General features: G+C 60.0%; 19 protein-coding genes. 17 read left to right on the top strand and 2 right to left on the bottom strand.

Annotation, left to right across the window (positions count from 1 at the left end; all coding sequences use genetic code 11):
* The first annotated feature begins 1 nt into the window (after position 1).
* The gene (gene arc, locus VLL26_RS03525; RefSeq protein ID WP_342319736.1) at positions 2–1,516 is read left to right on the top strand and encodes a proteasome ATPase; all 1,515 of its coding nucleotides are present in this window, start codon (positions 2–4) and stop codon (positions 1,514–1,516) included.
* Here the strand turns inward: arc and VLL26_RS03520 are convergent.
* Positions 1,506–2,861 carry a PLP-dependent aminotransferase family protein gene (locus VLL26_RS03520; protein ID WP_342319735.1) on the bottom strand — a complete coding sequence of 452 codons (1,356 nt, stop codon included), beginning with the start codon at positions 2,859–2,861 and terminating at the stop codon, positions 1,506–1,508. The two genes, arc and VLL26_RS03520, sit on opposite strands and share 11 nt — an antisense overlap.
* A gap of 60 nt (positions 2,862–2,921) precedes the next feature.
* On the opposite strand from VLL26_RS03520, the gene pdxS reads away from it, so the two are divergent.
* The 14 genes from pdxS (at position 2,922) to VLL26_RS03450 (ending at position 18,283) form a co-directional block, all read left to right on the top strand.
* Positions 2,922–3,815, top strand: a complete 894-nt coding sequence (pdxS, locus tag VLL26_RS03515) for a pyridoxal 5'-phosphate synthase lyase subunit PdxS (RefSeq protein WP_425292298.1) — start codon at positions 2,922–2,924, stop codon at positions 3,813–3,815.
* Positions 3,816–4,387: 572 nt separating this feature from the next.
* Complete coding sequence (gene dop, locus VLL26_RS03510) at positions 4,388–5,902, top strand: depupylase/deamidase Dop (protein WP_342319733.1); 1,515 nt, start codon at positions 4,388–4,390, stop codon at positions 5,900–5,902.
* Between the two features lie 9 nt (positions 5,903–5,911).
* Positions 5,912–6,100 carry a ubiquitin-like protein Pup gene (locus VLL26_RS03505; protein WP_342319732.1) on the top strand — a complete coding sequence of 63 codons (189 nt, stop codon included), beginning with the start codon at positions 5,912–5,914 and terminating at the stop codon, positions 6,098–6,100.
* A 7-nt stretch (positions 6,101–6,107) separates the two neighbouring features.
* Positions 6,108–7,481, top strand: a complete 1,374-nt coding sequence (gene pafA / locus VLL26_RS03500; RefSeq protein ID WP_342319731.1) for a Pup--protein ligase — start codon at positions 6,108–6,110, stop codon at positions 7,479–7,481.
* Entirely contained in the window at positions 7,478–8,383 is a 906-nt protein-coding gene (locus tag VLL26_RS03495) for a helix-turn-helix transcriptional regulator (protein ID WP_342319730.1), read from the top strand. Before pafA ends, VLL26_RS03495 begins: the two co-directional genes overlap by 4 nt.
* A complete protein-coding gene (locus VLL26_RS03490) occupies positions 8,373–9,302 on the top strand; it encodes a helix-turn-helix transcriptional regulator (protein WP_342319729.1) in 930 nt (309 codons plus the stop codon). Before VLL26_RS03495 ends, VLL26_RS03490 begins: the two co-directional genes overlap by 11 nt.
* A 37-nt stretch (positions 9,303–9,339) precedes the next feature.
* Positions 9,340–9,594, top strand: coding sequence for a Sec-independent protein translocase subunit TatA (gene tatA, locus VLL26_RS03485; RefSeq protein WP_342319728.1), 255 nt, complete (start codon positions 9,340–9,342; stop codon positions 9,592–9,594).
* Between the two features lie 60 nt (positions 9,595–9,654).
* Complete coding sequence (gene tatC / locus VLL26_RS03480) at positions 9,655–10,548, top strand: twin-arginine translocase subunit TatC (protein ID WP_342320139.1); 894 nt, start codon at positions 9,655–9,657, stop codon at positions 10,546–10,548.
* A gap of 5 nt (positions 10,549–10,553) precedes the next feature.
* Complete coding sequence (locus tag VLL26_RS03475; RefSeq protein ID WP_342319727.1) at positions 10,554–13,307, top strand: DEAD/DEAH box helicase; 2,754 nt, start codon at positions 10,554–10,556, stop codon at positions 13,305–13,307.
* 11 nt (positions 13,308–13,318) lie between these two features.
* Entirely contained in the window at positions 13,319–14,032 is a 714-nt protein-coding gene (locus VLL26_RS03470) for an SDR family oxidoreductase (RefSeq protein ID WP_342319726.1), read from the top strand.
* Between the two features lie 8 nt (positions 14,033–14,040).
* Entirely contained in the window at positions 14,041–15,243 is a 1,203-nt protein-coding gene (locus tag VLL26_RS03465) for a lipase family protein (protein ID WP_342319725.1), read from the top strand.
* Between the two features lie 9 nt (positions 15,244–15,252).
* The gene (locus tag VLL26_RS03460; protein ID WP_342319724.1) at positions 15,253–15,783 is read left to right on the top strand and encodes an FxsA family protein; all 531 of its coding nucleotides are present in this window, start codon (positions 15,253–15,255) and stop codon (positions 15,781–15,783) included.
* Positions 15,784–17,283: an apolipoprotein N-acyltransferase gene (lnt, locus tag VLL26_RS03455; protein ID WP_342319723.1), complete on the top strand. Its 1,500-nt coding sequence runs from the start codon at positions 15,784–15,786 to the stop codon at positions 17,281–17,283.
* 16 nt (positions 17,284–17,299) lie between these two features.
* Positions 17,300–18,283 carry a polyprenol monophosphomannose synthase gene (locus VLL26_RS03450; protein WP_342319722.1) on the top strand — a complete coding sequence of 328 codons (984 nt, stop codon included), beginning with the start codon at positions 17,300–17,302 and terminating at the stop codon, positions 18,281–18,283.
* A gap of 101 nt (positions 18,284–18,384) precedes the next feature.
* Here the strand turns inward: VLL26_RS03450 and VLL26_RS03445 are convergent, their stop codons facing one another.
* Positions 18,385–18,756, bottom strand: a complete 372-nt coding sequence (locus VLL26_RS03445; protein ID WP_342319721.1) for an RNA polymerase-binding protein RbpA — start codon at positions 18,754–18,756, stop codon at positions 18,385–18,387.
* A 111-nt stretch (positions 18,757–18,867) separates the two neighbouring features.
* On the opposite strand from VLL26_RS03445, the gene VLL26_RS03440 reads away from it, so the two are divergent.
* Positions 18,868–19,194: a hypothetical protein gene (locus tag VLL26_RS03440; protein WP_342319720.1), complete on the top strand. Its 327-nt coding sequence runs from the start codon at positions 18,868–18,870 to the stop codon at positions 19,192–19,194.
* Positions 19,191–19,904 carry a YceI family protein gene (locus VLL26_RS03435; protein WP_342319719.1) on the top strand — a complete coding sequence of 238 codons (714 nt, stop codon included), beginning with the start codon at positions 19,191–19,193 and terminating at the stop codon, positions 19,902–19,904. Before VLL26_RS03440 ends, VLL26_RS03435 begins: the two co-directional genes overlap by 4 nt.
* Positions 19,905–20,000 lie beyond the last annotated feature (96 nt).

Here is a 20,000-nt window from a genome sequence, read left to right as displayed (position 1 = left end):
CATGATCGAGGATGACGCTTTCGGGCCAGAGCTGAGCGATCTGCGCCGCACAAACCGGGAGATGAGATCTCGCAACGACAAGCTCGCGGAACTTCTTCAGGCTAGCCGCGACAAACTCAACGATCTCTACGCCCAGCTTGCAAAGCTGGAAGAACCCGCTTCTACCTACGGTGTGTTCTTGGAGAGCCTGGGCCACGGGCTCGACGCGGATGTTTTTACCTCTGGGCGGCGCATGAGGGTGAAGATTTCGCCAAATGTCGCCCCCGGCTCGCTCGCCCACGGGGCGCGGGTACGCCTGGGTGAAGGCACCATCATCGTCGAGGCTTGCGGCTTCGAGGATTCGGGCCAGATAGCGACAGTGGTGGAAAAGATCGACGCTTCCCGGGCGGTGATTTCCGATCAGCAGGGCGCAGAAACATTAGTCCACCTGGCGGATCCGCTGCGCGATACGGTGCGCGCCGGCGATGTCGTCGTCTGTGATATCCGCGTGGGCTACGCCTTTGAAAAGATCGAGAAAACTGAGGTTAACCAGCTCTCCCTTGAGGAGGTTCCCGATGTCACTTACGCCGATATTGGTGGGTTGGCCAGCCAGATCGAAACCATTCAGGACTCGGTGGAGTTGCCCTTTTCCCACCCTGAGCTCTACAAGTCCTACGCCTTGACCCCGCCGAAAGGTGTTTTGCTCTACGGGCCTCCAGGCTGCGGCAAAACGCTCATCGCCAAGGCGGTGGCCAACAGCCTTTCCGCCCGGATCGGCGACGGCGCATCCGCGCATTTCATTAACGTCAAAGGTCCGGAGCTGTTAAATAAGTTCGTGGGCGAAACCGAACGCCGCATCCGCCTGATTTTCGAACGTGCCCGTGAGTTGGCCACAGATGGTCGCCCGGTGATCATTTTCTTCGATGAGATGGAGTCGATCTTTCGCACGCGCGGCTCAGGTGTGTCCTCCGACATGGAAACCACGGTCGTGCCGCAGCTACTGACCGAAATCGACGGTGTCGAAGACATCGCCAATGTCATTGTCATCGGCGCTACTAATCGCGAGGAACTCATCGACCCGGCGATCCTGCGGCCAGGGCGTTTAGACATCAAGATCCGGGTGTCGCGCCCGACGCAGCCCGAAGCGCGCGATATCTTTGCACGCTACATTACGCAGTCCATTCCGCATGCAGAGGAGATCGATTCGCTGATCGACGCAGCAACGAACGCGTTGTTCGCACCGCGCCCTTTCGTGCGCCTTGTGCTTGCCGACGGCACCGAGGAGACTTTGCATTACCGGGACTTTGTCTCCGGGGCGATGATCGCCAACGTTGTCGACAGGGCGAAGAAGCTGGCCATCAAGGACCACCTTGCGGGGGTGTCGACAAGCGGGGTGAGCAGCGAGCACCTGCGCGCCGCCGTGCGAGCGGAGCAAAGCGAGAACGAGGATCTGCCGAACACCTCCAACCCCGACGAGTGGGCACGTATCACCGGCCGCCAGGGCAAGCGCGTCGTGGCCGCGGAGGTTATCGGCTAGTTCGCAACTTTGCGACAAGCAGCTCGACGGCTGCGGCAAAGTCTCCATCGCCAAGGTGGGCGAAGCTTAAGTGGAGTGCGCGGCTTTCGTCAAAAGTGCCGTAGCCGAGTCCCGCGCAGTCCAACTGCCGCCGAAAGGCGCTGAGTTTTTCAGGCGCAGCGAAGCGGACCGCCAGGTCGGTGCTTATAGTTTCGCCGCCGTCGTCGACGGTGGCTCCCGCCGCTTGGAAGGCGGGCATGAGGGTATCGGCAATTACTTTTCTGCGCTGGAGCAGACGTTTGTGGACGGTGCGAGAGTTGCGGCGGGCTTGGCCGGCGTCGAGAAGCGATGCGATCGCGTACTGGGTAACGGGGGAGACGGGCATACCTAACACAGCTCGTGCGGAGTGCAGCGCCGCCGCGTAGTCGGGGTCGGCGAGGACATAGCCGGCCGAAAGCTGTGTGCTCAAAAGGGTGGAAAAAGTGCCGAGGGTAAGTACCGGGGACTGGTTCGCGGAAACAGCCAGCGGAGGATGCGGCGAATAGCGGTAACGCAGCTCCGCGTTGTAGTCATCCTCGATGATCACGGTGTTTGTGTCCCGCGCCCAGGTCGAAAGCGCCGAACGGCGCGCAGCGGGCATCGCTTTGCCGAGCGGGAAAAGGTGCGCCGGGGTGACCAACACAGCGTCTAGATCCGCAGGGAGGTCCTTTGGCACCATGCCTTGAGCATCCGTCGCGCACTCCACGCACGCGTGCCCGCTCAGCGCGATGACGCGACGCAGCCCTGGGTGCCCCGGGTTTTCCACCCCGACGCGCAAACCCCGACCAAGCGACATGAGGATGAGCAGCAAGCCTTCGCGCGAGCCGCCGGTGACTATCACCTGATCGGGATCGACCTGCATTCCGCGGGAGAGCCGGAGGTGCTCCGCAATCGCCCAACGCAGCGCGGGCTGGCCCGCCTTATCCACGGCTTCGGGGCCGACATCGGCGGCCTCGCGCCACGCCCTGCGCCAGGCGGCGGGCCGGATTGTTTCCGCGTGCCCCGAGCTCGGGCGCAGCGAAATATCGTGCGTGCGTTTTGTGTGGTGTGAGGGTTGGAGGCGGCGGGGGCGCACTTCAGCCGGTGTTGGCAGGTCCGGGTGGACCACCGTCGGCGCCCCCTGGGAAGACTTCAAGAAGCCTTCGGATAGCAGTTGGTCGTAGGCTGCGACGACGCTTCCGCGAGAGACTCCGAGGGCACGGGAGAGCTCGCGGGTAGACGGCACGCGATCCCCGGCAACAAGGCTTCCCAGGGCTACCTGACGGCGCAGCTCGTTGGCTATCTGGGCTGGCAGCGGGGTGGGAAGGCGGCGGTCAATCTCAAACACAACTGGTCCAAAACAATTGTAAATAACTGGCACTAGGAATCTACCAGTTTGACAGACAGAATGGATCGCATGGCTCATCAAGAAAAGAACCCAGATCTCGCCGAAACCTTCAAAGGCGGGGTCATCATGGACGTTGTCACCCCGGAACAAGCACGAATTGCCGAAGACGCCGGCGCCGTCGCCGTCATGGCACTCGAGCGCGTCCCGGCGGATATCCGCGCACAGGGCGGAGTTGCCCGTATGTCGGACCCGGATCTCATCGAGGGCATTCTCGCAGCAGTAGAGATCCCGGTCATGGCAAAAGCACGCATCGGCCACAGCGTCGAGGCCCGCATCCTTGAGCACTTGGGCGTGCACTACATCGACGAGTCTGAGGTGCTCAGCCCAGCCGACTATGTCAACCACATTGACAAGCGCGGTTTTTGCGTCCCCTTCGTCTGCGGCGCGACCAACCTGGGCGAGGCCCTGCGCCGGATCAACGAGGGCGCGGCCATGATCCGTTCGAAAGGCGAAGCCGGCACAGGCGATGTTTCAGAGGCCACCAAGCACCTCCGCACCATCCGCGCGGAAATCGCCGGGCTGCAATCGTTGTGGAACGCCAACCGCGATGAGCTCTACGTTGCCGCCAAGCAACTGCAGGCACCCTACGAGCTCGTGCAGTACGTCGCGCAGCACGGCAAGCTTCCGGTCACGCTGTTTACAGCCGGGGGAGTGGCCACCCCGGCCGACGCCGCGCTGATGATGCAGCTCGGCGCGGACGGAGTGTTCGTCGGCTCCGGCATCTTCAAATCCGGCAACCCGGAGCAGCGCGCCAAGGCCATTGTCCAGGCCACCGCCAACTACGACGACATCGCAGTCGTCACCGAAGCCTCCCGCGGCCTCGGCGAGGCGATGGTGGGCATCAACGTCAACGACCTTCCCGCGCCCCACCGCCTTGCCGAGCGCGGCTGGTAGGGCACTTATCGGGCGTTGACCCACCAACTGACAAAAGGCCCGTTCGACGATTCTGAGTCCTTGGCGGCTCAAACCCGACAGCCCCAACCCATCAATCGCGGTTGGGGGGGCAAAGCTAGGCACTATTTGCCCGCCTGCCTCAAGAAACGCTCAGAGCGCTGAGGGGAAAACCGAATCACCCCTTTGGTGAAACGATGGCGCCTAACGATTGGCACGAATTGCCAAAGCGCTAGCTCCGGCAGTCCACAACTGCACCGGATAATTGGCAATTAATTCCAACCCCCCGGTAGCCGCCACATGTGCGAGAAAATACCCGCGACCACTATCACTCCGAAGGTGCAACGCAAGAGCGCCAACCACTGGCTTCTTCGACTCCGAAAGTCAATGCGAGGCATCGAAGGTGTTAGAAGGAACACCACACTCAAGGCGTAGAGAGGCGAAACTAGCAAAGCGGGAAGAAGGGCATTGAAGTCAAGGCGTCTTTTCGCCGCTGCGTAGCATATCTCACAACGAATGGTCCTGCTAGCCAGTCATGACAATCTTCTATCTCAGTGGCGTACCCTGTTCGAGTGATGAGTAATGACCAGTTGCGCTACATGGGAACCGAAACGGAGTACGGCATTGCCTGCCCTTCCGAGCCTGGGTTGAGCCCCATCATCACCTCCACCCACGCAGTGGTGGCCTACGCGGCGATGAACACAGGGGCGCGGGCGCGGTGGGATTATCACGATGAGCACCCGCTCAAAGACACCCGCGGTTTCGACCTGAAGCGCTACCGCACGGTGCCGGTTGTAGATGCCAACGCTGTCGGTGTCGCCAATGTGGTGACGCGAAACGGCGCACGCTTCTATGTCGACCACGCCCACCCCGAATACTCCAGCCCAGAAGTCTCCAACGCCTGGGACGCTATGGTCTACGACGCCGCCGGCGACCTCCTCCTCAACCAGGCTGGTGAGGCAGTCGCTGAGCTCTACGCCCAGGGCGTGAGCGTGCTCAAAGACAAACAGCCCTGCCCGCCGCTGAAGTTCTACAAAAATAATGTCGACGGCAAGGGCGCGTCCTTTGGGGCCCACGAGAACTACCAGTATTCGCGCCACACCGATTTTGCCCGGCTTAGCCAGGCTCTCATCCCGTTTTTTGTCACCCGCCAAGTCATTATCGGCGCTGGTCGGGTCGGCATCGGGCAAAACAGCGAGCGCGAGGGTTTCCAGATCTCGCAGCGCGCAGATTACTTCGAGCAGGAAGTGAGCCTGGAGACCACGCTCAACCGCGGTATTGTCAACACCCGCGATGAGCCGCACGCGGACGAGCGGGAGTTTCGCCGCCTGCACGTCATCGTAGGCGATGCCAACATGAGCCACTATTCGAACCTTTTGAAACTCGGCATGACAAAGCTGGTCCTCGACGCGATCGAGGCAAGCACGGATTTCAGTGACTTAAAGCTCGCTTCCCCGGTCGCAGAAATCAAGGAAATTTCGCACGATCCAACGTGCACGCACAAGCTTGTGCTTGCCGACGGCCGCCGCATGAGCGCCATCGACATCCTGCGCGTATACCGCGGTAGGGTGGTGGCGCAAACGGACGTCGACAAGCATGTGCTTGAGCTGTGGGGCGAGCTTCTCGACGACCTCGAGCGCGACCCACTGTCGACCGCCGATCGCCTCGATTGGACCGCCAAATACGCCTTGATCAAGGGGTTTACCGCGCGCGGCGTCGACATCGCGGACCCGAAGCTAAAAGCGGTTGACCTGCAATACGCCGACATCGACCCGCAAAAATCCCTCTACCACGCCTTGGTGCGCAAGGGGAGCATGACAACACTGGCTACCCCGGAAGAAATCTCGCGGGCAGCTACGCAGCCCCCGCAGGATTCGCGTGCCTGGTTCCGCGGCGAAGTCACCGCGAAATTCTCCGCCAATATCCGCGCCTCAAGCTGGCAGTCAATCGTTTTCGACACCGCCGCCGGGGTGCGGCGAGTGCCCATCGACGCCGTCGACGGCTTCACTGAAGCGCAATTCGGCGAAGTGCTCAAGCGCAGCGACACAGTCGATGACCTGCTCGCCGCCGTTGCGGACACAACCCACTAAGCTACACCTATGGTCAACCAGCAACAGCAGTTCCACGGAAAGCCCGGGGGAGAAGACTCCGACAACCAGGACCACGAAAGCGGCCAGGCGCAGATCGACACCTCCGGCACGGACTCACTGCTCGACGAAATCGATGCCCTCCTCGACAGCAACACTGAGGAGTTCGTTCGCTCCTACGTGCAAAAGGGCGGAGAGTAGAAACCTCATGGCACCAGTCTTTACTCGCCGCATCATGGGAGTCGAGACAGAATTTGGGGTCACGGCGGTGCGCGACGGTCGGCCGGTGCTCAGCCCCGAGGAAATCTCGCGTTACCTGTTTCGCCCGGTCGTTGCGAAACACCGCAGCTCCAACATCTTCATCGCAAACGGCGCCCGCCTCTACCTCGATGTGGGCGCCCACCCGGAGTACGCCACCGCCGAATGTGACTCAATTGACCAGCTCATCGCCCATGACAAGGCAGGCGAACGAATTTTTGCCAAACTGGCGCGAACAGCAGAAGAAGCACTCGCTAACGATGGTGTACCCGGCGAGGTTTACCTATTTAAAAACAACGTCGATTCTCGCGGCAACTCCTACGGCGCCCACGAAAATTACCTGGTCAGCCGCGAACTGGTGTTAAAAAGCCTCTCACGCCAACTACTGCCGTTTCTCATAACCCGCCAACTTATCTGCGGCGCAGGAATCATCAAAAATGGCCGCTACCTTCTCTCCCAACGTGCCGACCAGGTGTGGGAGGGCGTGTCCTCAGCAACCACGCGTACTCGCCCAATTATCAACACCCGCGACGAACCCCACGGGGATTCGCACCGTTTCCGGCGCATGCACGTCATCGTGGGCGACTCCAACATGTCCGAGCCCACCCTCGCGCTCAAAATCGGCTCGACACTGCTTGTACTTGAAATGCTGGAAGCGGGGTTTGACCTGCCCGACTTCGAGCTCGACGACCCCATCGAGCACATCCGCGACATCGCCGCCGACCCCAGTGGCCACACGCAGCTAAAACTGCGGCGCGGCGGCCACGTCAGTGCCTTTGAAGTCCAAAAGGCCACCTTCGAGGCTGCCACAAGGTGGATGGAGCACCGCGAAGCAGACAACACTGAGATGGAAAAAGTCCTCGATTTGTGGGGCAGGGTATTAGCGGCGATCGACTCGCAGCACTTTTCTGGCGTTGACCGCGAGATAGATTGGGTGATCAAACGCAAACTTCTCACCCAAGTCAAAAATGAACTCGGGTGTCAGTGGTCCCATCCCAAGCTCGCCCACATCGACTTGGCCTACCACGATATTCGCCCGGAACGCGGCCTGTTCTACCTCCTGGAGCGCAAAGGGTTGGTTGCGCGCTGGAGCAGCGACGAAGCCATCGACGCCGCCGCACGCCAGGCTCCGCAAACCACGCGCGCCAAATTACGCGGCGATTTTCTCCAGGCGGTGCGCCAGCATGGCGCCTCCTACAACGTGGACTGGGTCAACTTGAAGGTCAATAGACCCGAGCCGCGCACCGTGGAGTTGCTCGACCCTTTCGCCTCTGAAGATGAACGCGTCGATGCTCTAATTAGTTACGTAAAGGCACAGCAGTGAATGACTCCGAAGCCATCGAAAGGCTCACCAACTTAACCTTCGCTCTTTTGGGGGCGCAGCGTCCCCGCGACTATGCGTGGGTATATAAGCACGTCTCGGGCTACGCACCGCGCAGCGAGGAGACGTTCCAGCGCCAGCTAGCGCGCGACGTGCAGACCATCAGACGCGCTGGTGTCCCCGCGCGCATGGAAAACGGCCTGGTGTGGGTAAACAAGGACGCCTACGAATTGCCGCCACTGAAGTTCACCGATGAGGAAGCTACCGTTTTAGGTCTCGCCGGTGATCTAGGCACCAAGGGGAGCCTGGGCGCATTCGCCCGATCAGGGTGGACTAAATTGGCGGCCTCCGGTGTAACGCGCACCTTCGACGAACCTCCGTTAGGTAGCGTGGACAATGATGTGTTGCGCCTCGATGCTGAGGTGGTGCGCGCCGTGACAGCGTGCGTGCGGGCACAGGTGTGCATGTCTTTCGATTACCTCCCCTCGCCAACAGCGAAGGTGCAGCGCCGAACGATGGCCCCGTGGGGGATTGTCGCGCTTCACAATAAGGCCTACGTGGTAGGTTTCGACACTGAGCGAAACCAGCCCCGCGCATTTCGTGCGGTGCGTGTGCGCAATGTTAAAAGGACAGCGGGAAAATACCGCGACGCCGACAGGCCATTGCAAAGAATCGTGGAGGAGATCCTGCGCGGGCCGGTGACAGATGCGCGCATCGGCCTCGACAAGGCGCCCGAGTTGGAGGCCCGCGGACTAAGACAAGGCAATGAAATCGTTTTCGAGTCCGTCGAAAGGGACTGGTTAGTGCGCACCGTTGCCAGCTACGCCCCGCGGGTGCATTCGATCGAGCCCGAAGATGTCAAACGTGATGTGCTCAGACTTTTGGAGTTAGCCTATGAAAGATAGCCCCGCGAAGCTTGAGGGTTTGGTGCGCTCCCTCAACCTTGTCCCGTACCTGCGCCAGCACCCACAGGCGACCCCGATGGAGATCGCCCGCGACCTCGGGTACAGCCACGAGGACATCATGGCTGACTTGACGCGGCTAAGTATGTCCGGGGTGGGCAACGGCCCCGGTGAGCTAATCGACCTTGTCGCCTCGTGGACGGGCATCACGCTGATCGACGACCAAGGGTTAAACAAGCCCCTGCGCTTGACTCCCACCGAGGCGAACGCGCTGTTGTTGACCCTGGAGTCACTCGAGACGATGCCCGGCCTAGTTAACCATGACGCCGTGGCCTCCGCGGCCGCTAAGTTGCGCGAGCATATCCGCCGCCCCGGCGTCGACGATATCGACCATCCGGCCGGCTCGAAAGCCTCAGTTGGGGCCACCGTTTCCGCAGCGGTGGCCCAGCGGGTGCAACTGATCATGGAGTACTACTCGCAGTCCTCGGACACAACCACAACGCGCACCGTCGAACCGTTGTCGCTGTTTCACAAAAACGGTGAAACCTACCTGCGCGCCGTTGAAAACGGCGCCAGAAAGAACTTTCGCATTGACCGTATCCGCAGCGCCCAACTCACCGAAACAGCCGTCAGCGCACAGCCGGAAACCTTCGACGAAAATGATCCCTTTGGCTTCGCAACGTCAACGCGAGCCGTTTTGCACATCCGCAGCGACGCCACCTGGTTGAAAGATTACTGGGAAATTGAACTTGGTGAACCCGTTGAAGGGCAGTGGCAAAACGCCACGATGCCCTACGGCACCCCGGAGTGGCTCATCCGCTTTTGCCTCAGCCAAGCCGACCGAGTCAGGCTCATCGAGCCAGTCGAACTCGCCGAGGAACTCACCCAGCGGGCGCGGGAAGCACTTCGAGCGTTAAGATGAACCGACAAGTGGGAAGACGAAAACGAAAGGAATCCCCATGCCCAATTTGGGTTGGACCGAAATCCTCATCATTCTAGTGATCATCTTGCTGCTTTTCGGCGCGAATAAGCTGCCGGATCTTGCACGCTCGATGGGCCGCTCCGCACGAATTTTCAAATCCGAGGTCAAGGAAATGAGCAAGGATGACCAGCTCGATTTACCGCCGGCGTTGAACCAGGAAACCGGCAGTGTCGCTCAGCCCCAGGACCACTTCGGGAATGGCCCAAAAAACCAGCCCCACCCGCAGAACTAGGCCGTGGCTAGATCCCTTCGGCCGCGGCGCTTAGCGGGGAAGAAGAATCCGACCGGCGACATGACGCTGGTGGAGCACTTAAAGGAGCTCCGTCGCCGCATCATCGTGTCTCTGGCTGCCATTCTTGTCGGCACGGTGCTGGGCTTCATCTGGTACCAGTCTGCCCCTCCCGGCATGTCACCTCTCGGCGAGATCATTCGCGGGCCCTATTGCACCCTGCCAGCGCACCTGCGCGCTGACTTCACCGGCGACGGACAGTGCCGCCTTTTGGCAACCAATCCCTTTGAAATGTTTATGCTGCGCCTGAAGGTCGGTGCGCTCGCTGGCTTGGTTGTCGCCTCGCCAGTGTGGTTGACACAGATCTGGCGCTTCATCACGCCGGGCCTTCACCGCAACGAGAAACGCTACACTTTTACATTTGTCACTTTGGCCGTGCTGCTTTTCGTCGCCGGTGCCCTGCTTGCTTACTTCGTTTTGGACCAAGGCCTGTACGTTCTTATTTCCATCGGTTCCGAGTTTCAAATCGCGGCTTTGACCGGACGGGAGTATTACAACTTTCTGCTTGCGCTCGTGGTCATTTTCGGCGTGAGCTTCGAGCTGCCACTGGTGATCATCATGCTCAATATCGTCGGCGTGCTGCGCTACGAGCACGTCCGCGACAAGCGCCGCATGATTATTGTCGGCCTGTTCATCTTTTCTGCCTTTATGACACCAGGTCAAGACCCTTTCTCCATGGTGGCCCTCGCCTTTTCGATGACACTTCTGGTGGAGGTTGCCTTCCAGGTCTGCCGCATCCGCGACAACAGGGCCCGCGAGAAGCGCCCTGACTGGTTAGATCTCGACGATGGGGAAGCCTCCGGGCCCATCACACCGGCTGCGCCGATTGCTACTCCGGAACCTGTCGAACCAACGCGGTCTGTCAAACCCGAGGACTATTTCAACGACGTACTCTAAAGGCTATGGCTTTCACTGAGCAGCTCTTGGAGGATTTCCGCGCTTCCCGCCCCTTCCCGCTCGACGGTTTCCAGGTGGAGGCCTGCCAGGCCCTTGAGGCCGACCACGGGGTTTTAGTGTGCGCACCTACCGGCTCCGGAAAAACCATCGTCGGGGAGTTTGCCGTCTACTGCGCGCTGCGGCGGGGCACCAAATGCTTTTACACCACCCCTATCAAAGCGCTCAGCAACCAGAAATACCACGACCTTGTCGCCGAACATGGGGAATCGGCCGTTGGCCTGCTCACCGGCGATGTCAGCATCAACGCCTCCGCCGAGATCGTCGTGATGACCACCGAAGTTTTGCGCAACATGATTTATGCGCACGCACCTCAACTTGATCGTCTCGCGTTTGTGGTTATGGACGAAATTCACTACCTGGCTGACAGGGACCGCGGGGCCGTGTGGGAGGAGGTCATCCTCAACCTCGACGATTCCGTTTCCTTGGTCGGGCTGTCGGCCACCGTGTCCAACTCCGAGGAGTTCGGCGAATGGCTCGAAACGGTTCGCGGCGACACAAAAGTTATCGTCTCGGACAAACGCCCCATCCCGCTGAGCCAGTACATGTTGGTTGGGCGCAAACTGTTTCCCCTTTTCGAATCCGCAAGTGATGGTCAGGTCAACCGAGAACTTGAGTTTGCTATCTCCCGCATCGAGGCCGGCAGCGCGGATGAGGGCCGTGCAGATTTCGGCAAAACTAGCGGCTTTCGCTCCCGGGCGGCGGGGCGCAGGGGGCGTCGAGAAGCGAAAATTCGCCCTGTCGGGCGACCGGAACTGATCTCCGCCTTACAGGGCCGAGACATGTTGCCGGCCATCGTTTTTATCTTCTCCCGCGCCGGCTGCGACTCGGCGCTTTTTCAGTGCCTGCGCTCCCGCAAGGAACTGACCACACCGCAAGAGCAAGACCAGATCAAGGCCATCGCGGACGCTGGAGTCGCCGACATCCCAGAAGAAGACCTTGAGATTCTCAACTACCGTCAGTTGCGCACCGCGTGGTCCCGCGGCTTCGCCGCCCACCATGCAGGCCTTCTCCCAGCTTTCAAACACATCGTCGAAGAATTATTTGTCCGTGGGCTGGTCAGCGTCGTCTTCGCCACCGAAACCTTGGCGCTAGGAATTAACATGCCGGCGCGCACCGTAGTGCTGGAAAAGTTGGTCAAATTCAACGGTGAGGCGCATGTTGATCTCACCCCGGGCCAATACACGCAGCTAACCGGTCGTGCTGGACGCCGCGGCATCGACGTCATCGGCAACGCCGTCGTGCAGTGGGCACCCACCATGGACCCTCACGAAGTCGCCGGATTGGCCTCCACCCGAACCTACCCACTGATCTCGCCGTTTCAGCCCGGCTACAACATGGCCATCAACATGCTGAAGATGAATGGCTTCGATGAGTCGATCCGCTTAATTGAGCAGTCCTTCGCCCAGTTCCAAACGGATCGTTCCGTCGTGGGGGAGGTAAGAGACATTCAACGACGCCAGTCGAAGGTGAAAAAGCTACGCGCCCAACTAGAACGCGACGTAGCCTCCTTCGCCCCGCAAAGCGATGACGCAGCGCAGCAACTCGTTGAGTACATGAACCTGCGCCGAGATCTAACCGAAGCAGAAAAGCTTGCTCACCAAGAGTCCCTCACTCAGCGCTACACCGAAACAACCCGCATCCTGGCGCGGTTGCAAGTCGGCGAAGTCATTGCTCTGCCGGGCAAGAAGAAACCTGAGCTTGCGGCGGTTGTCCAAGTCGCCGGTAAGCAAGATGACCCGCGGCCATGGATCACCACAGAGCGAGGGTGGTCAGGGCGCATTGAGGCGGCTGCGTTGAGAAACCCGCCGGTAGTCGTCGGCAGGATTAAGGTGCCGCGCCACATGCGCGACCAACCCCGCCGCCATGCGAAAAAAGTCGCCCAGCTTCTGCATAGCGCGGATTTGCACGGACCAAAGAAATTGAAAGAAAGGGCACGGGTGCGTCCTTCAAAGAAGGTCACCGCTTTGCGCGAAGCCATGCGCAACCACCCCGTGCATAATTGGCCGGCGACAGACCGGGAGATGCTCGCCCGTGTGGCCGCAGAACTGGTGCGCGAGCAGCGCACACTTGAACGCTTAAAAAAGCACGTAGATTCCTCCACGGATTCACTTGGGCGCACCTTCGAGCGCATCGTCGGCCTGCTCACCGAGATGGATTACGTCGAAGTTGTCGAGGCAGTGCCCCAGGTCACCGACGAAGGCGAGCGACTCGCGCGTATCCACAATGTTTCGGATCTTTTGGTTGCCCAATGCCTCAAGCGCGGTATCTGGAACGAACTCGACCCAGCCGAGTTGGCGGGTGTGGCAGCAATGTGCGTTTTTGAAAACCGCAAAAGCAACGGCGCTGCCCCAGAAGCTGCGACGGAGAACATGGCAGCGGCAATGGAGTCCACGATGCGCATTTATGGTGAGTTGGTTTCTGATGAACAGCGCCACCAGCTTCCGCCGACCAGGCTTCCAGATCCTGCTTTTAGCCTTTCCATTCACCAATGGACCGCGGGTGCGCCGCTAGGTTACGCGCTTGCGGCCGCGGCTGAATCCGGTGCGGAGCTGACCCCGGGAGATTTCGTGCGTTGGTGTCGCCAGGTCATCGATTTGCTTGAGCAGGTGGCCAAAACCGGCTACACCTCCGAGATTCAGCGCAACGCGAACAAAGCCATTGATGCGATCCGCCGCGGCGTGGTAGCCATCGGCAACTAAAGTGTGTCAACATGACTGTTTTGCTTCTCGGCGGCACCAGCGACATCGGTGGAGAAGTTGCGGCTCGCGTGTGTCCAGGGCGCGACGTGGTGCTTGCGATGAGGAACCCAAGCGCCGGGACAGAGGCGGAAAAACGCTTGCTTGAACGGGGGGCAAAAAGTGTCCGCAGCGTGGCCTTTGAGGCCACAGACTTTGCCTCGCACCGGCGTGTCATCGAGGACGCCGGTGACGTCACGACCGCAATCGTTGCCTTCGGCATCCTCGGTGACCAGGCGAAAGCCGAGCACGATGAGGCGGAGGCCGTGCGCATCGCCACCGTTGACTACACGGCTCAGATCAGCGTTTTGACTGTGCTTGCAGACACCATGAAGCGCGGGGAGATCTTTGCTTTTTCCTCCATTGCCGGGTGGCGCGCGCGGCGGGCGAACTACGTCTACGGTTCCACGAAGGCGGGCCTCGACGCTTTTTGCCAGGGTCTGGCGGATCGTCTGCATGGCAGTGCGGTGAAGTTGATTACAGCTCGCCCCGGTTTTGTCATCGGTTCTATGACCGAAGGGATGACACCAGCGGTTATGTCGGTAACGCCAGACGTGGTCGCCGACGCGGTGGTTCATGCTGCGCAGGCGCAGACGAGCACCACGGTGTGGATTCCGCGGCGGCTGCGCGCGCTCGCTGCGGTTATGCGGGTTGTGCCCCGCGCCTTGTGGCGCCGTATGCCCAGGTAGGCCGCACCATGTTTCGTCTCCTTGCCCGGGCTAGTTTGCCGTTTCTTGTCGACGCGCTTCGTGTTGCCCCCCGCACTGATCCGGATTTTGGTGCTGCTTCCTGGTTAACCGGTGTCAAACCCGGCACGCTCCTGAGCGCTCACGTGGTTGACCCGGTTGGGCTTCGCACTCGGCTCAATCCGGTTATCGCCCACCGCATCGAATACGCGACGACCGATTCTCGCAGCCGTAGTCTTACAGCAACGGGAGCGGTGATCCGTTCTCTTGTTCCGTGGCGCGGGCCAGGGCCGCGCCCAACTGTCGCTTTCGCCCCCTCGACGCAGGGTGTGGCCAGGCGCTGCGACCCCTCGTATTCATGCACGGTTGGCTTCGCGGTGCGTTTTCGCCCGTGGGACGCCATCGCAGCCTACGAACAGCCCGCAGTGAGCCTGCTTGCGGCTGCGGGAGCAAACGTGGTGCTGACGGATTACCCACGTGATCCCGAAGATGGGGTGCAGCTCTACAGCGATCATGTTTCCGCGGCGCGTTCGCTTATCGACGCCACCCGCGCTGCGGGCTGTCTCGGCGTGGGCACGCAGGCTCTCGGCTTGTGGGGTTATTCGCAGGGCGGCGGTGCGATCGGCGCGTGGCTGGAAAATCCCGGCTACGCCCCGGAGCTGCAGCCTTTGGCTGCTGTGGTGGGAGCCCCGCCGGCTGATTTGAAGGCAGTGCTGGGCCACGTCGAGGGCGGTCTTTTGGCGGTGGTGGCGCTCTACGCCGTTGCTGGGCTAGTTGCCTGGGACGAAGGCATTGCCGAGGAGATTTATTCTGCGCTTAGCCCCGCCGGGGCACGGGCCGTGCTCGACGCCGGGCGGGTTTGCGCGATTGGTGCCGTGTGCAATCGCCCGTGGGCCAACACGCAGAGATGGACGGCATCTGGGGTTTCAATGTCTGAGCTTTTAGAGACCCTTCCTCAAACGAGTGCGCGGTTGGACGAGATGGCGCTTGGTCGTGGGCCGGCGTTGAAGATCCCGACGAGGTTATGGGCTGCAATTAACGATGACGTCATTCCTTACGGCAGTGTTGCAGCATTGGCGCGCACCTGGGATGTGGAGCTTGACACTCGCCGTCTGCCGCGGATTGCCGGTCGTACCGGGGCAAACCATATCCTGCCGTATTTCCAGCACGCGCCAGCCGATGTGCAATGGCTTCTCGCGAATCTGGGCGGGTAGTCTGTCGGCATGCGGCTAATTCTTCTTGCCTATTTTCTCATTGAGGTTCTCGCGTTTATAGGTGTGTCCAAGGTTGTGGGCATTGGTTGGGCCATCCTTGCTGTTTTTGCTTTGTCCGTGCTTGGTGGGGTGGTCGCCAGCGCCACTTTGCGCAACTCCGTGGCGCGCGCAGCCGTTGGGCAGGGTTCGCTGGGGCGGCTGGCGGGTGACGGCGCAATTTTGGTAACAGGCTGGGCGTTGTGCATCCTGCCTGGGTTTGTTTCTTCGTTGCTGGGGCTTTTGCTGGTGTTTCCTCCTTCCCGCGCCGTGATCCGCCGCGCGTTGACTGCGAAAACTGCGAAGGCGGTGGAGGAGTTTGGCATGAAGGTCTATTTGGCTTCCCCGATGTCTCAGCAGCGCACGAGTTACGGCAGTTTCGTCGATGAAAGCCAGGTGGTTGACGCGGAGGAGTTGGAGAGGTGGTTTCAGGCCGATAGCGCTGGTGATGTGGAGAACCCGCACGGCGGGGGTCGGGGTGGCAACCAAGGGGGACAGCGTTAAGTGCTGCTGCTTTTCCGCATCGCGCTGGCGGCATTGTCCGGCAAGCTCGTTTTCTACTCCTATGAGCCTCATGGGATGTGGTGGTTGGGGATAGTGGGCCTCGCCCTGTTTGTTGCTTCTTTGGCGCCGTGGCCGTTGGGCTTGCGGGTTTCCGTCAAGGCTGGGGCACTTTTGGGTTTTACTCATTCGTTTTTTCTTTTCCTGTTTATGCTTCCGTGGATCGGTGAGTTCGTCGGTTGGCAACCGTATGTGGCGCTGTCGTTCTTCTTGGCGCTTTACGGCATTCCGGTGGGTGCGTTCGGGGCCGTTCTCGCGCGGCACAATCGCGCACTGTTGGCTTTTCCTTTTGTTTATGTGGCGTGGGAGTTTCTTCGTTCGACGTTGCCTTTTGGCGGTTTTCCGTGGGGTCGTCTTGCTTGGGGTCAAATTGAGGGACCTTTGCGCCACCTTGCGGCTTGGGGCGGGCCCGCTTTGGTTACATTCGCCACGGTTTCAACTGCGGTCGGTTTAGTTGCGTTGCTTGCTTATCGACGCCCCTTCGGTGCCGCCTTCTTCGTTTTTCCCGTGGTCGCGGCTTTTGTGGCTGGGGCGATGCACACCGACCGCGACGATGGTGCGGTCACTGTTTCGGCGGTGCAGGGCAATGTGCCTCGTCTGGGCTTGGATTTTAACGCCCAACGTCGCGCTGTGTTGACCAATCACACGCAAGAAACGAAACGTCTCGCTGAATCTGGGGCGCGGCCGGATTTTGTTGTGTGGCCGGAAAACGCCGCTGATGTCAGTCCCTTTACTGATTCCTTTGCGGCCGCGCTTGTCGACGAAGCCTTGCACGCCGTCAATGTCCCGATCTTGGTGGGGACGCTGACCCGCGACGAGGTCGGTGCGCGCAACACCATGGCTGTTTTCGACCCGGATTCTGGGCCGGGGGATTACCACCACAAGAAGTATTTGCAGCCTTTCGGCGAGTACATGCCGATGCGGGATTTCTTCCGCTTGTTTTCTGATTTGGTTGATCAGGCGGGAAACTTCCAACCGGGCGACGGCAATAGCGTGGTCGACATTGCGGGGGTTCGGCTTGGCATTGCTACCTGCTACGAGGTTGCTGTTGACGCCGCTTACCGCACGGCCGTCACTCACGGGGCGAAAATTTTGGCTACTCCCACCAATAACGCCACTTTCGGTTTTACGGACATGACCTATCAGCAGATGGCCATGAGCCGCATGCGCGCGATTGAAACCGATAGGGCGGTGGTGGTTGCGGCCACTTCGGGCGCTTCCGGCATCATTCGTCCGGACGGCACGGTGACCCAGCAAACCGGGATTTTTGAGGCGGGGCATTTGACGGAGACTTTGCCGCTGCGCTCGACTGTGACCCCGGCGGTGCGTTTCGGTACTCAACTTCAGTGGCTGCTTGTCGCCGGCGGGGTGGCGGTGATGCTGGCGACATTGCTGCGTCGGCGCGGCGGGTATGCTGCTATGGAGACGACTTCAAACGCTTAAGCAAGGAGACATGTTCGTGGCGAAGACCACCTTGGTTATCATCCCGACCTACAACGAGGTGGAAAACCTCCCTGTTATTGTCGGCCGCCTGCGCTCGGCAGCGCCGCAGGTCGACGTGTTGGTGGTGGATGACAACTCCCCGGATGGCACGGGCGCCGCCGCGGATGATCTCGCCGCACAACACGACGAGGTTCACGTCCTTCACCGCGCTGGCAAAGAGGGCTTGCTTGCCGCCTACCGGGCGGGCTTTGAGTGGGCGCTGGAGCGCGATTACGAAGTCATTTGCCAGATGGATGCCGATGGCTCTCACGCCCCCGAGGAACTTGGCCGCCTGCTTGAGGCTATTGATGCTGGGGCAGATTTGGTCATTGGGTCGCGCTACGTCGAGGGCGGTGAGGTGAAGAACTGGCCGCAAAACCGCTACCAGTTATCCAAGTGGGGCAACCGTTACATTGGTGTTGTGCTCGGCGAGGATGTGCGCGATATGACGGCCGGCTATCGGGCTTTTCGCCGTGAACTCCTCGAAGAAATTGATTTTGGTTCGCTTTCGCCCAAGGGATACATCTTCCAGGTGGACATGGCCCGCAGGGCTCTCGATGCGGGTTTTGACGTGCGCGAGGTGCCCGTCACCTTCGAGGACCGCACGCGCGGGGAATCCAAGTTGGATGCGAGTTTCGCGGGTGAGTCTTTCGTTGAGGTGAGCAAGTGGGGGTGGGAGAAGTATTCGACTCTTGCCAAGGAGCTGACGAAGGAATTTAGCGGGCTTGTCGCCTATGAGGTTGATCGTTCTGGGTTGTGGAAGCTGCGCTTGAAGGCCGAGAAAGCTCCAGAGAAGGTAGTGAGGTTTCTTGCTGAGGGTGCGAAGCTGGGTGCCTATGAGTTCTATCGTTCTCGCTTGAAGGATCTGCCGGAGCGCGCGGCGCGCCGTGCCGATGAGGTGGTAAGCCTTTTTCGCGAAGGTGTGCGTCTGGGCGACTATGAAGTTAAAGGGCGCAAGTAGGAGGCCAGCTCGGCGGCACATGAGTTGCACTGTTTGAGGTGGTGCATACGCGAAATGTTTAAAGCCCGGGCAATGCCCGGGCTTTAGTTTGTAAAGGTGCTTTAGTTTTTTTCTTGTTGCTCTTTGGCAATGCGTGCGGCGAGTCGACGGCGCTTGCGTAACTGCTCGAGGCGCTCCTCGAGCAGGACGTCAAGTTCTTCGATTGAGCGGCGCTCACGCAGCATGTCCCAGTGGGTGCGCGGCGGCTTGACCTGCTTGGATTCGACGCCTTCGCCCTCCATTAACGTGCCCACCTGGCCGTTTTTGCACATCCACTCCTCGGGGATTTCCGCGTCGTCGGCGAAGGGGACATCGAAGACCGACCCATCGGGAGTGCGGTATTTGGCCATGCGGCGGGGAGCGAGATCGTGATCGCGGTCCGTCTCGTAGCTCACAGCGCCCATACGACTACCGCGCAACACACGATCAGCCATGCTGTTGTTTCCCTTCTGTCGGTGGAACAGGTTCGCTATATTATAACGGCGGCCTTGTCGGCTTTGTTCCCGACCCTCAGGTGGGTTGCGCCATGTACTAAGCTGGCCTGTGTGTCTCACAGCTTTTTTGCCTGCGCCTGGTGTGGGTGCGATCTACCTGCGCAGCAGGGTAGAGGACGCAAGCGTAAATTCTGCGGTAATTCATGCAAGCAAAGAGCTTATGAGCAGCGCAACAATGTTGCGGGGAGCTCCATTCACGCTGAATCCTTGATCCTGCACCCGGACAAGGTGGCAGCTATGCGCGATAAATTGTTCGAACTGCGCTGCTCAGCAGAAGACATTGCCACGGCACACGCGGAAGGTGCTGACACTCAGGAGATTTCTCGGATGTGTGAGGAATTGACCGAAATTGCCAGGGAGTTGGAGAAATTAAGGTGAAACCCATCGATAAGAAGCGCCGCTCGAACACACCGATCATTGTCGCTGGCGTGCTTGTCATTTGTGCACTCGCAGCGCTTGCTTTTGTGCCTTTGATTTATGGGCTCGTCTCAGGCGGCACTGGGGTAAGAACTGAGGGCATTGAGGAGGCGAAACTCAAGCAAGCGACCACACCGATTGACGGTACGTGGGAGGTCAGTGGCAAGCCGGGCGCCAACCTGTCCTCGGCGGGTTTTAGTTTCCATGAGATTCTTCCGGGTGAGGAGAAGATCACTTCGGGCTCCACCCGCGATGTTTCTGGCACGGTGGAAATTTCCGCCGGGGTGCTGCGCGCTGGCGAGATCGTCGTTGATGTGACGAATTTAACCACCGACAGCGACCGGCGGGATACGAATGTGCGCAACAAGATCCTGCATACGGATACGTACCCGGAGGCAGTTTTTGCCGTCACCCAGGAGGTGGATGTCTCTCAATTGCCTGAGGACGGATCTGTGGGTCAGGTGGAATTGACCGGTGAGATGACCATTCATGGTGTGACTCAGCCGGTGACGCACACCTTCGACGTGGTGCGTTCGGGCGAGAACGTGATCGTCGCGGGCGATGTGCCGATTAATCGTGAGGACTACGGCGTGCAAACCCCGGATTTCGTCGCGGCGAAGATTGACAAGCAGGGCGAGGTCAATATCCGGCTTAAGTTTGAGAAGAAGTAGTCAGGCCCGCACATCCACTTATTTACATCACGTTACGTAAATAAGGGGTATAAATGTCCGATAATGTACATTATGTCAAGTAGGATGTGGGGCTGC

Origin of the sequence: Corynebacterium sp. BD556, from assembly GCF_038452275.1 — a bacterium.
In the GTDB taxonomy this organism is placed as follows: Bacteria; Actinomycetota; Actinomycetes; order Mycobacteriales; family Mycobacteriaceae; genus Corynebacterium; species Corynebacterium mayonis.
Note: the sequence above shows the minus strand (reverse complement) of the source record. Positions and strands in the feature narration are given on the sequence as shown.